Raw genomic sequence first — 14,588 nt, 5'->3', positions numbered from 1 at the left:
TTTTCCTTTCGCCGTTGACTTCGTCATATTGCGCTGCACGGGATCCTGAATAGTTTCAGAAAAATTACGCATTCCAAAATGGACGCGGTATAAGTATCAAAAAAGAAAATGTTCTATCCTTTGACTTTTCATTTTATCGTATCTGTTCAGGTATGCGGGGGTTCGGGGGGGGATTATCCCCCCCCGAACCCCCGCATACCTGAATCGTTACGTCCGTTATTTATTTTATATAATTCAATTAAATATTAACTGAAACGTCAAAAGATAGAACATTTTCTTTTTTTGATACTTAAAAAATAACATATTGAAAGTAAAAGGATTGTTCACACAGGTCGACCGTAAGCCGCAATCGTGGCCAGCAACTGCTTTTTCTTCACGGGCTTGCTCAAGTGGGCCGTACAACCCGCTTCCAGCGACTTCTCCCGATCCTCCTGCAACGCATAAGCCGTCAGGGCGATAATTGGCACGGGCGAACGATTTTCGGCCCGCTCCCAGGCCCGAATGGCCCGCGTCGCATTGAAGCCATCCATGACCGGCATCTGCATGTCCATCAACACCAGATCGAAACGCTCCTCCCGGCATCGGGTCAGGGCCTGCTCGCCATCCGCAGCGAAAACCAACTGACACCGCTGTTCCTTGAGAAACGCCTCCACCAGGAAAAGATTGTCCTCGGAATCATCCACCACCAGAATCCGCAACAGGGCATCGAATGGAAACTCCTCCTGGGGAGGCGAGGTTGGTTTTTCCTCCCGCGGCATGTTCACCAGACCGATGACCTGCTCCCGAATGGTTTTGGCTTTCAACGGCTTGATCAGATACCGATGAATACCCATGTCCTGGCAAAAGCGGGCATCCACTCCCCGGATATCGGAGGTGGCCACCAGAATCCGGGGTGGATCGAGAGCCATGCCACGCATGCGTTGAATCACCTGAAAACCGTCCACTTCCGGCATGCGCACGTCCAAAATCAAAACAGCATAGGGTTTTTTGTCGTGCTGTGCCTGAGCCAGTTTTGCCAGAGCGTCGATCCCGCCACCGGCTTCATCCACCCGGGCGCCCAGGGGAGCAAGGGTTTCGCGGAAAATCAAACGGTTGGCGTAGGTGTCATCCACCACCAGAATGGAGACGCCGGCCAACTCTCTGGAGACGAAGGGCCTCTCCCCCTCTTCCCCGGACAAAACGGGAAACGGCACGAAAAAGGTGAAACATGAGCCTTTTCCCGGCGTGCTGTCGACCGTGATGTCGCCACCCATGGCCGAAACCAGATAGCGACAGATGGTCAGGCCCAGTCCGGAGCCTCCGAAACGTCGTGTGGTGGAGTTGTCCGCCTGCACGAAGCTGTCGAAGATGGTCGACAACTTGGGCGACGGAATGCCGATACCGGTATCGCGGACCTGAAAACGCAGACGGGCCGTATCGGCAGTGCTGGCACCGGCCACACGCTCCGCCATCAAGGTGATTTCGCCCTCTTCGGTAAACTTGATGGCGTTGCCCAACAGGTTCATCAGAACCTGCTGAAACCGCACCGGATCACCCAGAACCTGGGTGGGAACCTCCTCGGCGATATAGGCCACCAGCTCCAGTTGTTTGGCATGGGCTTTGGGAGCCAGGATGTCGCACACCGTTTCGATCTGCTCCCGCAGATTGAACAGCGTGTGTTCCAGAACCAGTTGTCCCGATTCGATGCGCGCCATGTCCAGAATGTCGTTGACCACGGCCAGCAGCACTTCGCCCGCGGAGCGGAATATCTGCACATAGTGGCGTTCGGTCTGATCCAGCTCCCGTTCCCAAAGCAGATCCGCCATGCCGATGATGGCGTTCATGGGCGTGCGTATTTCGTGACTCATGGCGGCGAGAAATTCGCTTTTGGCCCGGCTGGCCGCTTCCGCCTGCTGACGGGCGGTCCTCAGGTTGCGGATGGTCTCCTGAATGGTTTCGGCCATGGCATCGAAACGGTGGGCCAGATCGCCGATTTCATCCTCATCCGTCAGATCGGCGCGCACCGAATAGTCACCCTGGGAGAGGGTATGAGCCGTTTGGTTCAAACGCAGCAGAGGCGTGGTCAGGTGACGGGAGAGCCAGGCCACCATGACCAGCAGGAGGCCGAAACCACCGATTCCCAGCAGAAGGGTCAGCAGAATCTGTCGATGCAATGCGGCGAACAGCTCCTCCCGATCCATTTTGACCACCAGTCCCCAACCCCAGAAGGGGTTCATGCGAAGGTGACGAAAGGCGGCAATCACCGCTTTGCCGCGATAATCCACGGTTTCCAGAACTCCCGAGCTGCCTTGAAGAGCCAGATGGGCGGGAATGGCGGCGTTGCCTTTTCCCCGGCTGGGATTTTCGATCATCTCCCCGGGAAATTTCAAAGGGGTGAGGAAACCCAGTTCGGGATCGACGAAGAGGATCTCTCCGCTGTACCCCATCTCGTCCTTCACCTTGAGCAGGGATCGCAACATCAAACCCGAGTCGATCCAGGCGATGAGAGCGGCCACGGCATGGCCCTGCGGAGCGTGCAAGGTGACGCCGATGGGCAGGAGCGTCTTGCCGTTCACCTGCCGGGGCGGGCCGATGAGGCCGTTGACCGACAAGGCCAGCAGTTCCGGAAAGGCGGGGGGAAACGGAATCGGCATGGCTTTCGTGTCGCTGGAAACCTGAATCTCGCTTCCGGGCAGCCGGATCAGATCGATGCGTGCCACATCGTGGTAGGAGTTGACGTGCTGCTCCAGTTGGCGGGCGAGCGGGGAAAAATCGCTGCTTTCCGGCGGTTGTTCGAGCCGGCGCAGGATATCATTCACCAGAGCGGTGTTGTGCGACAGGGCGACCAGATCGTTCTTCTTTTCTTCGAACCAGGCGAGAATCAACTCCTCCTTGATGTCCGCCAATCGGCTGAACTCGATGAAACTCTGTCGGCGCAGGGTGCCGATCTGACCGTCGTAGGTTTCGCCGGGCAGGCCGTTGAGAGAGAATTGCAGCACCAGCCCCAGGATGACGAGATAAAGCAGGGAAAACCAGAGCATCAAACGGGAACGAATGCGTCGTGGCCAGCGGAGGAGGAGGGATGTCGTCATGACGGATCCTCCGGCCTGAAGGAGTCCTGTCGGAGGCGATGGGTCACCGGATCGGCGAGGATCTTTTGCAGAACGGTTTTCTGAAAACAGGGGGCCACCTGATTCCAGGTGAGGGAGTCGGGCACCTGACCGATGCCTCGGAGGAAGGCGAAGAGCCGGGCCAGATAGCCCGTTTCCCCCGATTCCTGGGTGGTGACGACCGGAATCGAACCGAGACGACGCAGCCCCTGATAGGCCAGAATACGCAGTTCGTCCCGGTCGGGCGGAGCTTGCAGGCCGGTCAACTCCTGGGCGGCGGTCAACGCCCAGTCCAGGGCTTTGCCTTGATTGGCTTCCGACCGTTTCAACCAGTTCAGCGCCCGGATCTGGGAGGCCAGCAGGCTGTCGACGAGGTGGGGATGGTTGGTGGCGAAGGCGTCGGCGAAATAGAGATACCCCCGGGAGAGATGACGAAACACCACCTGCCCCGCCCTTTGGGAGGTGGCCAGGGAGGGAATGGGTTCCCAGGCGGCGAAGGCGTCGATACGCTTGGACTGCAGATAGCCGGGCATGCGGTTGATGGGGGTTTCGACCAGTTGCACGTCGCTTTCCGGAATGGCGGCGGCATCGAGGGTTTTAAGCAGGGTGTAGTGGGCATTGGAACCCGGCACATAGCCGATGCGCAGACCCCGCAGATCGGTCGGCAGCAGCGCCTCCCGGGCCACGACGGCGGTGAAGCTGAGGTCCATGAGGGAAAGGACCTGTACCCGATCCCGGATGCAGGCCCGGAGGGCCGGCAGATCCCCCCCCACCCCCGCCACCAGTCTGCCTTCGTGCAGCAGGGTGTTGATGTCGGGTCCGTTCAGGAAGGGGTGGAAGCGAATGCCTTTACCCCGGGCGGCCAGCTCCTGCCGCAGCAGGACATCCCGTCGCATGGTTTCGGTGATGAGGCTGGAGGGGAGCCACAGCGGCTGAATGCCGATATCGATCCATTCCGTTGCGGGGCCGTAGGAATAGTTGATGTAAGGGGAGTTGGTGTCGGGTGCGGCAAAAACCGCGTCTGCGAGCAGGAGGGATAACGCCCCGAGCATCAACCGGATCGGAGAAAGGGTCAACCGTATTTTGGTCGGTGGGTGATCCGCCATAGGAAACCTTTTTCCCGGAAGAGGGAGTTCAATACTCTCTTGAACCAGTCGGAATATATCAATAAGTATTTTTACTTTCAATATATTATCTTTTAAGTATCAAAAAAAGGAGATGTTCTATCCTTTGACTTTTCATTTGAACCCACTGCAAAATCATTCCGGAATGGTCATTAAATCCATACGAATAACAATCAAAAAGTCAAAGGATAGAACATTTCCTTTTTTTGATATTTAAAATATTGAAAATCAAAAGATAAAAAATATAACCACTTGGCTTTATGAACTCTGCAGCCAGCCCTGAATCAGGGGGAGAATTTGCCTGAATTGAGAATCATGCAGTCATCATAGCGATATTGTGGAGGAGAACAAGCGGAAACCCGGCCAGGGCGTGTTGACATTCACCATCTTTTGGCCCCTGGCGGCGTTGCAATCCGGTTCGGAATGTTCATGTAGGCGAACGACATTCCGCTTCCTCACCGTCTTGCGCCTTGCCAGGAACCAAAATCCGGCAAATGTCAACACGCCCTACGAACAGGTGGCGAAGAAGGATTCGAATTCCCCTTCGGTGAACAGGGGATCGACCGAACCCTGCCACCGGCCGTGAAAGGCTTCCAGCAGGCGTTCGGCGGGGGTGATGCGGTTTTCCACGCTTTCGAAGAGGGAGTCGAGGTAGATGGCTTCGTTGCAGCCCTGGGCGTTGCGACGATCCTGGCGGTGCAGGCTTTTGCGGGCGATTTCGAGAATGCGATGGGCCAGGGGGTTGGCGGTGGCCAGACGTCCCGGCACCGGGGTGTTCAGGCCCAGGGTGGGGGCTTGCCGGTGAAAGGCGGCCCGTTCGGCGGGACTCCAGCGGGCCACCAGTTCCCAGGCCTCTCCCAGGGCCTGGTCGTCGTAGAGCAGCCCTTTCCAGAGGGCGGGCAGGGCGCACAGGGTGGCGGAGTTGCCGGCGTCGGCTCCCCGCATCTCCAGGTAGTGTTTGAGGCGCACGTCGGGAAAGAGGGTGGAGAGGTGGGTGCGCCAGTCGTCGAGGGTGGGATATTCGCCGGGCAGGGCGGGCAGGCGTCCGTCAAGAAAGGCCTGGAAGGGAGCGCCGCCGCAGTCGCGATATTGGCCCTGCCGGACCACGAAAAGCATGGGCACCTGCAGGGCCCAGGCGGTATAGCGGGCGAAGCCGAACCCCTCCTCGAAAAGAAAGGGCAGCCAGCCGCAACGGTCCGGATCGGTGTGCTGCCAGATGTGGCCGCGGGTACTGAGGTACCCGGTGGGTTGACCGTTCAGCAGGGGGGAGTTGGCGAAAAGGGCCGTGACCAGGGGTTGCAGGGCCATGGAGAGGCGGAATTTGGCCACCATGTCGGCTTCGGAGGAGAAGTCGAGGTTGGCTTGCACCGTGGCGGTGCGCAACATCATGTCGAGGCCCAGCTCTCCCCGGGTGGGCAGATAGCGTCGCATCAGGGCGTAACGGCCTTTCGGCATCCAGGGAATGGCCTCCCGGGGCCATTTGGGCTGGACGCCCACCCCCAGAAAAGCCACTCCCATCTGACGGCATACCGCGCCCAACTGGTCCAGGTGGGTGTTGATCTCGTGCTGGGTTTGATGAATGGTGTCGAGGGGGGCTCCCGAGAGTTCGAGCTGGCCACCCGGCTCCAGGGTGATGGCCGCTTCTCCCTGACGCAAGGCGATGGGTCGTCCCTCTTCCAGCACCTCTTCCCAGCCGAATTCGGCGGCCATGGTTTGCAGAATCTGACGCACTCCGCCTTCGCCCTCGTAAGGGATCGGGGAGAGGTCGTGACGCCGGAAACCGAATTTCTCGTGTTCCGTGCCGATACGCCAGCGGGCAGAGGGGCGACAGCCCTCCTCCAGCCAGGCGATCAGAGGTGCTTCGTGGGTGACGGGGGCGGAAGATGGCCTCATGGCGCGAAAATAGCTTAAAAGAGTAAAAATAGGGCAAAGGACTGAACCGGTTCCAGCCTTCGAATCGGGCATGATACTCGCGATATTGCGACAGCGCACCCCCCCAGCCGTTGCATTGCCACCATTTTCTGGGAACAATGGGGCCGACACTCCCTTATTGGAGCTCGCCAGAATGCAGGAACACCAGCACGTACCTTCCGACAATCAACCCATCAAACTGTTTTTCTATCATTTTCTGGAAAATCCCGACAGTCGCCGACGGGATCTTTTCAATGTCGCCATGATGGGCGTGGTGATGTTCTCCCTGGCCACCATGGTCCTGGAGACCAATCCCGATCTGACTCCCGAGGAGGTGGAGCGATTCCATCACCTGGATTTTGGCTATTCCCTGCTCTTTCTGGTTGAATACCTGCTGCGATTCTGGGTTTGTTCCGATTTTGTGCAGGATTATCGTCAGGCCTTCGTGCGCCGGCGGCGTCGGCATCATCGGGACAACGAGACCTGGGTGCGTTTGCAGGCGACATGGGATGCGGTTCGGCCCAAGCTGCTGTGGATGCGTCGTCCCATGTCGGTGGTGGATCTGCTGAGTATTTTGCCGTTGTTCGGGCCGTTCCGTCTGTTGCGGGTCTTGCGGGTGCTGCGCATTCTCAAGCTGTTTCGTTATTCCCGGCGGTTGTCGTTTTTCACGGTGATTCTGGCGGACCGGCGGCAGGAGTTGATTTCGCTGTCGGTGGTGATGGTGTTGGTGGTGAGTATGGTGGCGTTGGCCTTCTACATCGCCGAGCACCCTTTCAACGAGAGTGTGCATCATTTTTGGCAGGCGCTTTACTGGTCGGTGATCACGGTGACCACGGTGGGGTATGGCGACATCACGCCGGTGACCCCTCTGGGGCAGGGGGTGGCCATGGTTGGCGTGATCATGGGCATGTCGGTACCGGTCTTCATGACCTCCATTCTGGTGACGGCCCTTACGGAACGGATCTTGTTATTGAAGGAGCAGCGCATGGAGCGGGTGATCGAGCGATTGCGGGGGCATATCATCGTCTGTGGTCTGGACCCGTTGGGTTGGGCGGTATGCCAGACGTTGAAGCTGGAGGGGCGGAAGTTCGCCTGTATCGACGAGCGGCAGGAGCGGGTGGAAGCGGCCATGCGGGAGGGTTGGGCGGCCATTCACGGGGATGTCACCCAGGAGGAGGCGTGGGAGCGGCTGGGTTTGGGGCGGGCTTCCTGTGTGATCAGCGCCATTGGGGACGAGGCGACGAATGTCTATCTGATTCTCATCGTGCGGGAGCATCGTCCGGACTGTTTCGTGGTGGCTTGCGGCATCAGTCCCGATTCGGAGAAGCGGCTGCTCAAGGTGGGGGCCAACCGGGTCATTTCGCCGTTCCGCACCGGGGGGGCGCAGATGGCCTATACGGCGTTGCGGCCCAAGGCGCTGCATTTTCTGGATCTGGTGTTGAAGCGCGATTTGGTGGAGCTGGAGATGGAGGAGTTGATCATTCCGCCGGGATCCGTCATGGCGGGCAAGCCGTTGTCGGAGTCCAATCTGCGGCGGGATTTCGACATCATCGTGGTGGGCATCGTGCCGGCGGACGGGGAGTTGATCTTCAACCCCAAGGCGGACACGTTGTTGAATACGGGGGACTGTCTCATTTGTCTGGGGCATCAGGATGATCTGGACCGTTTGATGAGTATGTTGTCAGGGCGGAGGTTTTGAGATCCGGATATCTTTCAGTCATACGGGGGTCCGGGGGGGATTATCCCCCCCGGCGGGGTTCGGGGCAGCGCCCCGAGGTGTTGCCGTTGCGGTCCGCTGCCGTTGCGGTCCGCTGCCGCCAATGAAATCCCGAAAGCCGCCACTTCGCACCGAACGGATTTATCGCAGCGGACCGCGGGGGGGCAAGGGGGGGTCTCATCCCCCCATCCGTTGACGTTCGCCGTTGACGTTCGTCGTGAGGCTCGATGCGGAGGGTTGGCCTTGCTTCTCGTCGTGGGGCGGGTTCAAGGAGGGGGGGATGAGGCCCCCCCTTGCCCCCCCGCGGTCCGCTGCGTTTCTCAAGATCGTATTTGGAATCGGCTTGTTGCGTTTTCATTGGCTGCAGCGGACCGCAACGGCCACGTCAACACCTCGGGGCGCTGCCCCGAACCCCGCCGGGGGGGATAATCCCCCCCGGACCCCGGTATGAATGGAAAAACAAGGTGAGCGCGTTGCGCTTTCATTGGCTGCAGCGGACCGCAACGGCCACGTCAACACCTCGGGGCGCTGCCCCGAACCCCGCCGGGGGGGATAATCCCCCCCGGACCCCGGTATGAATGGAAAAACAAGGTGAGCGCAGTTTGAAGTTATCCTATGACACCTTCGGCAACCGGCTCAACGCGGCGGCGATGGCCTCTTCCGGATAGTCGAAGTCCTGCAGCTTCCCGGCAAAGAAGGCATCGTAGGCCGCCATGTCGAAATGGCCGTGACCCGACAGGGTGAAGAGAATCACCTTGGACTCCTTCCTCTCCCGACAGGCTTCCGCCTCCTCCACCACGGCCCGAATGGCATGACACGCCTCCGGCGCGGGAATGATGCCTTCGGTGCGGGCAAACAACAATCCCGCCTGGAAAGTGGCCAACTGCTGCACCGCCCGTGCCTCCACCACCCCTTCGTGAACCAGTTGCGACACCAGCGCCGAATCCCCGTGATAACGCAACCCCCCGGCATGAATGCCCGGCGGCATGAAATCATGGCCCAGAGTGTACATCAGCATCATCGGCGTCAGCCCCGCCGAATCGCCGAAATCATAGGCATAATGACCCCGGGTCAGCGTGGGACAGGAGGCGGGCTCCACCGCCAGCAGACGCACCCGCTTGCCGTGGGCTTTGTCCGCCAGAAAAGGAAAGGCGGTGCCGCCGAAATTCGAGCCTCCCCCACACGAGGCGATGACCACATCGGGATACTCGTCCACCATGTTCAACTGCTTCTTGGCTTCCAGCCCGATCACCGTCTGGTGCAGCAACACATGGTTGAGAACCGACCCCAGGCAATAGTTGGTGTCCGGACGGCTGGCCGCCTCTTCCACCGCTTCCGAAATGGCCAGTCCCAGAGAACCGGGATTGTCGGCATCGGCCAGCAGGGCGGCGCGTCCCGAGTTGGTCATGTTCGACGGGCTGGCGAAGACCTCCGCGCCCCAGCTTTGCATCATGGAACGGCGGAAGGGCTTTTGCTGATAGCTGACCTTCACCATGTAAACCCGCACTTCCAACCCGAACATGCGGCCTGCCAAAGCGATGGAGGAGCCCCATTGCCCGGCGCCCGTCTCCGTGGTCAGGCGGCGGATGCCCGCTTCGCGGTTGTAATAGGCCTGCGCTACCGCCGTATTGGGTTTGTGGGATCCGGCGGGACTGACCCCTTCGTATTTGTAATAGATGCGGGCCGGCGTGTTCAGCGCCTCTTCCAGACGCCAGGCCCGATGCAGCGGAGTGGGACGCCACAGACTCAGGGCGCCGCGAACCTCCTCGGGAATCGGTATCCATCGCTCGGTGGCCATCTCCTGTTCGATCAGAGCCGGTGGGAATATCGCCGCCAAAGCCTCCTGTCCCAGAGGCTTGCCATCCGGTCCCAGGGGAGGGGCCGGGACGTTGGGCATGTCCGACACCACATTGTACCAATGGGTGGGAATATCCTCTTCCGATAACAAAATGCGGGTGCGTTCCATCGGAGGCGACTCCATCTGCAAAAGGGCTGGTTTGTTCAATGGGGACGAGTGTATCGCCCATGGTAACGAGGACGGATGCGCTTGACGAGCGGAAAAGAGGCGGAATCCCGAATATCGGCAAGTCCGAGGGAGTTGCAATATGCCACGAAGCCAAGCGGGTAGTATATTTTAAATCCTTTTCCTTTCAATATGTTATCCTTTAGAAAGTAAAAAAGGAAAATGTTCTATACTTTGACTTTTCCTGTTTTGTTACTTTAAATCATGATGAACCATTGCGTCACCATAATGCAATTGGTATTTTCCGTTAAGGCGCACCGATTCCGGTAGAGAAATGATTGAAAATTTCCCCTCGACGGTGAACAATGGCGGGGCGTAGCGAGGGAAGTTTCACTCCTGCCTTCAAGGAAGAGGACATGCGCATTCTGGTCGCGGATGACGAACTCGACAATCGACTGCTTTTGGAGCGCATACTCGGTCCTCTCGGCCACTGCGATTTCGTCGCCGACGGGCAGGAAGCCACGGAAGCCTTTCAGTTCGCGCTGGAGGAGGGCCACCCCTACCGTCTGGTCTGTCTCGATTTCCAAATGCCTGCCATGAACGGACGCGAAGCCTTGCAATGCATGCGTGAGCAGGAGACGGAATTCGGTCTGACGTCGAATCAACTCTCTTCCATCTTTCTGGTTACCGGGTCGGATCTGGGTGATTTGTCGGTGGAGGGTCTCTTTTCCCAGGGCTGTACCGATTTTCTGAGCAAGCCGGTTACCCGGCAGGAGATGCTGGACAAACTCCGAACCCATCACCTCGTGACCTGATTCCGTCATCCGAGGGAGTTGCAAAACTCCCGAGATCCTGTGGGTATATGTCTTTGATCTTTTGACTTTCAATATTTTATCTTTTAAGTATCAAAAAAAGGAAATGTTCTATCCTTTGACTTTCCGTAACGATTCAGAACCCTGCGTAGCGTAGCGTGACCGTATCAACAATCAAAGGACAAGTCCCTGCGCCCCCTGGATCCCATGGGGTTTGAACGTCAACAGCGAAAGGAGAAGCAATGGTTCAAAACGATCTAAATAAATGATAAATGAAAAAGTCAAAGGATAGAACATTTCCTTTTTTTTGATATTTATAAGATAAAATATTGAAAGTCAAAAAATTTAATATTACCCACCCTTCGGAAAAGAGGAAAGATGGCTTCCATTCTGCTCGTCGAAGACTCGAAAAGCTTCGCCTCCTTTCTGACCAAACAGATCGAATCCCGGCTGAATATTCAGGTCGAGCTGGCGCGTACCCTGGCTGAAACGAAAATTATCGTAGGCCAGAGCCCGGAACGTTTTTTCCTGAGCATTCTCGATCTGAACCTGCCCGACGCCCCCAATGGTGAGGTGGTCGATTTCGTGCGGGTGCGCAAAATTCCCAGCATTGTCCTGACGGGAGAGTACAAAAAGGAGTTGCGGGATCAGATTATCTCCCGTGGTGTGCTAGACTACTTCATTAAAGATAATATAAGTGTAGTCGATTCGGTGCTGTTTTTCGTGCAACGCCTGGTGAAAAATCGCCAAAGCCATGTGCTGGTGGTGGACGACTCCCGGAGTTTCCGTTCCATGCTGGTGGGGTTTCTGCGCGAGTATGGTTTCACCGTGCTGGAAGCTGCCGACGGGGAACAGGCGTTGAGCATACTGGATGCCCATCCGGTACGTCTGGTGCTGACGGACTACCAGATGCCCAACATGGACGGTTTTCAACTGACCAAACGCATCCGGGCCAAGTTTCCGCGGGATCATGTGGCGGTGATCGGTCTCTCCTCCCAGGGTTCCACCGATCTGGCGGCGCAGTTCATCAAGGCGGGGGCCAACGATTTTCTCACCAAGCCCTTTCAGAACGAGGAGCTGTTCTGCCGGGTTTCGCAGAATATCGCCATCATCGAATCCCACGAGGATCTGGAACAGCAGGTTCAGGAGCGTACCAGGCGTCTGGCGGAGACGCTGGAGCGCTTGAAAAGCCGGGAGAACTATCTGCAATCGATTTTGGAGACGGCGCTGGACGGTATCGTCTCCACCGATGCCGAGGGCAGGGTGATCCACTTCAATCCGGCGGCGGAGAGGCTTTTCGGCTTCAAAAAGGCGCAACTCCTGCAGCAACAGATTTCCAAGATCATCATTCCCGAGGAGTATCGAGAGAGGCACTGCACCGGTTTGCAGGCTTACGCCGCGTTGCCGGCGGAGCAGCGCCCCCGCTTGCACCGGCGCATCGAGTATCCCGGTCTGCGTGCCGACGGGGCCCGTATCGATCTGGAAATCGCCCTGACCGCTGCCGAAACCGAGGGCAACCTCTTTTTCACGGCGTTCATCCACGATGTCACCGAACGCAAACAGTTGGTGAAGTCTCTGGAAGAGACGCTGGCGGTGGCGGAGTCGGCCAACCGCGCCAAAAGCGAGTTTCTGGCCAACATGAGCCACGAGATTCGCACGCCGATGAACGCCATCATCGGCATGACCGATCTGGTGCTTTCCAGCGAATTGAACGACGAGCAGCGGGAGAATCTGGAGATCGTGCAGCGCAGCTCCCAGTCGTTGCTGGAGCTGATCAACAGCATTCTCGACCTTTCCAAGATCGAAGCGGGACGTCTGAAGCTGGAACGCATTCCGTTCGATCTGTTGGGACGCATGGAGACGGCGTGCGAAACCCTGGCGGTGAAGGCGCATCAACAGGATCTGGAGCTGATCTGCCAGGTGCATCCCGACCTGCCGGAGACGTTGGTGGGCGATCCGTTGCGCCTGAATCAGGTGGTGATCAACCTGCTCAACAACGCCATCAAGTTCACCAAAAACGGGGAGATCACCTTGTCGGTGAGCATGGAGCCTGCGCCGGAGCATCCGGAGGAGGGGCAGCAGCAGTTGCGGTTTTCGGTGCGGGATACCGGCATCGGCATTCCGGTGGATCGACTGGCCCAGGTTTTCGAACGCTTCACCCAGGTGGATGGTTCCACGACGCGCAAATTCGGCGGCACCGGGCTGGGGTTGACCATCAGCCGGCATCTGGTGGAGATGATGGGAGGCCGCATCTGGGTGGAATCGGAAGTGGGTCGGGGCAGTGTTTTTCACTTCACCAGTTCTTTCCCGGTGGGCAAGCGGCACAAGACCGATCTGCAGGGATCTCTCGAAGAACGCAGCGAGCGGCCCCGGGAGACGCCGCTTGGCGGGGTGCGCGTTCTGGTGGCCACTCTCAACGCATCGTTGCGTGCGCATCTGGTCGATGTGGTGGCTTATTTTGGAGGCGAGGCGCAACAGGCCGGCGATGCGGCAACCTTGACGGCGCTTCTGGAATCGGCTCGGGAGAAGCCTTTCGACGTGGTGGTGATGGATCATGTTTTCGTCGAGGGGGAGGGGCGGCTGCCGGAGGGGTTCGCTGCTCATCCGGGCTGGCGGAGGAAGGGCTTGCTTTTGTTGCCGGCTTCCCGGCGTTTCGAGGATTTGAGGCCGACGATCGCTTTCGAGGAGGTTGCGGGTTTGCGCAAGCCGCCCCGGCGTTTTCAGGTGTTGCGCATGATCAACAAGCTGTTGGGGCGGCTGCCGGAGGAGAAGGCGGCCGAACCGGTTCCGGCGCCGTCGGTGGTGGTGGCCAATCCGTTGGATATTCTGCTGGTGGAAGACAACGAGAACAACCAGAGGCTGGCCGTCAGCATTCTGGAACGGTGCGGGCATCGCATCACTGTGGCCAACAATGGGCGGGAGGGATTGGAACGGCTGGCGACGATGCCTTTCTGCGACGTGATCATCATGGATTTGCAGATGCCGGAGATGGGGGGCTACGAGGCGACCCAGCAGATTCGGCAGAATACCGGGCTGGGGGACAAACAGCAGGTTCACATCATCGCCTGTACGGCGCATGCTTACGAAGCGGAACGGCAACGTTGTCTGGACGAGGGCATGAACGATTTTCTGCGCAAGCCTTATCGTCCCCAGGAGTTGTTGGAATTGTTGCAACCGCTCATGGTACGCAAGGCGGCGGCGCGTCCTGCGATGGTGCGCACGGGTCCGGTCAAGAGTCCGCTGGTGGCGGTGAACGATCCTCCCGAGGTGCTTGCCGCCAATCGGAGCCGTTTTCTGGAGGAGGGTGGTGCGCAGTTGGAGATGTTGCGGAAGGTGTTGGAGAATCGGGATCCCACGGCGGCTCGCAAGCTGGCGGAGGGATTGCAGGAGATGGCTGTCAAGGTGGGGGCGCAGCGGGTCAAGGTGCGAGCCATGTTTTTGGGGCGCAAGGCGGAGATGAAGATTTGGGACGAGGCTCAAAATCTGTTTGCGGAGTTGCAAAACGAGTATGTCCAGGCGGTCGAGGCGATGAAGGGCGAATGATTTTCTTTGACTTTTAATATTTATCTTTTAAAAATCAAAAAAAGAAAATGTTCTATCCTTTGACTCTGTCTTGTCTGTTGATTTTATATAATAAAAAACCAAAACGTCGAAGCCATTTTCACGGGCAATCCGCTCTTGTCTTCAGCCAATCAAACGGACGATTGGCTGAAGACAAGACCAATGGCGGGCTCGCTCTTGGGCCATCCTTTTCGGCAAAAGGCCGCCGAAAAGGATGGCCATGAGCTGGGCGAGCCTGAAAGAATAGAGGATAGAACATTTTCTTTTTTTGATACTTAAAGAAAAATATTGAACGTCAAAAAATAGAACATTTTCTTTTTTTGATACTTAAAGAAAAATATTGAACGTCAAAAAATAGAACATTTTCTTTTTTTGATACTTAAAGAAAAAATATTGAACGTCAAAAAAATT

At 57.6% G+C, this 14,588-nt stretch carries 7 protein-coding genes; 3 read left to right on the top strand and 4 right to left on the bottom strand.

Annotated elements, in window-relative coordinates; translation table 11 throughout:
* Window positions 1-323: 323 nt before the first annotated feature.
* The 3 genes from HQL56_00665 to HQL56_00655 all read right to left on the bottom strand — a co-directional run bounded on the left by HQL56_00665 (window position 324) and on the right by HQL56_00655 (window position 6,106).
* A complete protein-coding gene (locus HQL56_00665) occupies window positions 324-3,071 on the bottom strand; it encodes a response regulator (protein ID MBF0308026.1) in 2,748 nt (915 codons plus the stop codon).
* Complete coding sequence (locus tag HQL56_00660) at window positions 3,068-4,195, bottom strand: ABC transporter substrate-binding protein (protein ID MBF0308025.1); 1,128 nt, start codon at window positions 4,193-4,195, stop codon at window positions 3,068-3,070. The genes HQL56_00665 and HQL56_00660 overlap by 4 nt, the downstream gene beginning before the upstream one ends.
* A 525-nt stretch (window positions 4,196-4,720) precedes the next feature.
* Window positions 4,721-6,106, bottom strand: a complete 1,386-nt coding sequence (locus tag HQL56_00655) for a glutamate--cysteine ligase (GenBank protein ID MBF0308024.1) — start codon at window positions 6,104-6,106, stop codon at window positions 4,721-4,723.
* A gap of 172 nt (window positions 6,107-6,278) precedes the next feature.
* On the opposite strand from HQL56_00655, the gene HQL56_00650 reads away from it, so the two are divergent.
* Window positions 6,279-7,823: an NAD-binding protein gene (locus HQL56_00650; GenBank protein ID MBF0308023.1), complete on the top strand. Its 1,545-nt coding sequence runs from the start codon at window positions 6,279-6,281 to the stop codon at window positions 7,821-7,823.
* A gap of 631 nt (window positions 7,824-8,454) precedes the next feature.
* Here the strand turns inward: HQL56_00650 and HQL56_00645 are convergent.
* Window positions 8,455-9,807, bottom strand: a complete 1,353-nt coding sequence (locus HQL56_00645; GenBank protein MBF0308022.1) for a TrpB-like pyridoxal phosphate-dependent enzyme — start codon at window positions 9,805-9,807, stop codon at window positions 8,455-8,457.
* A 413-nt stretch (window positions 9,808-10,220) separates the two neighbouring features.
* On the opposite strand from HQL56_00645, the gene HQL56_00640 reads away from it, so the two are divergent.
* On the top strand, window positions 10,221-10,619 hold the full coding sequence (locus tag HQL56_00640; protein ID MBF0308021.1) for a response regulator: 399 nt from the start codon (window positions 10,221-10,223) through the stop codon (window positions 10,617-10,619).
* Between the two features lie 375 nt (window positions 10,620-10,994).
* On the top strand, window positions 10,995-14,159 hold the full coding sequence (locus tag HQL56_00635; GenBank protein MBF0308020.1) for a response regulator: 3,165 nt from the start codon (window positions 10,995-10,997) through the stop codon (window positions 14,157-14,159).
* Window positions 14,160-14,588 lie beyond the last annotated feature (429 nt).

This window comes from Magnetococcales bacterium (assembly GCA_015231925.1).
GTDB lineage: Bacteria > Pseudomonadota > Magnetococcia > Magnetococcales > JADGAQ01 > JADGAQ01.
This window is presented reverse-complemented; position numbering and strand designations above follow the sequence as displayed.

Excerpts from the sequence above, each read along its gene's own strand:
- HQL56_00665 (MBF0308026.1), bottom strand. The coding sequence starts at position 3,071 with ATGACGACATCCCTCCTCCTCCGCTGGCCACGACGCATTCGTTCCCGT.
- HQL56_00660 (MBF0308025.1), bottom strand. The coding sequence starts at position 4,195 with ATGGCGGATCACCCACCGACCAAAATACGGTTGACCCTTTCTCCGATC.
- HQL56_00655 (MBF0308024.1), bottom strand. The coding sequence starts at position 6,106 with ATGAGGCCATCTTCCGCCCCCGTCACCCACGAAGCACCTCTGATCGCC.
- HQL56_00650 (MBF0308023.1), top strand. The coding sequence starts at position 6,279 with ATGCAGGAACACCAGCACGTACCTTCCGACAATCAACCCATCAAACTG.
- HQL56_00645 (MBF0308022.1), bottom strand. The coding sequence starts at position 9,807 with ATGGAACGCACCCGCATTTTGTTATCGGAAGAGGATATTCCCACCCAT.
- HQL56_00640 (MBF0308021.1), top strand. The coding sequence starts at position 10,221 with ATGCGCATTCTGGTCGCGGATGACGAACTCGACAATCGACTGCTTTTG.
- HQL56_00635 (MBF0308020.1), top strand. The coding sequence starts at position 10,995 with ATGGCTTCCATTCTGCTCGTCGAAGACTCGAAAAGCTTCGCCTCCTTT.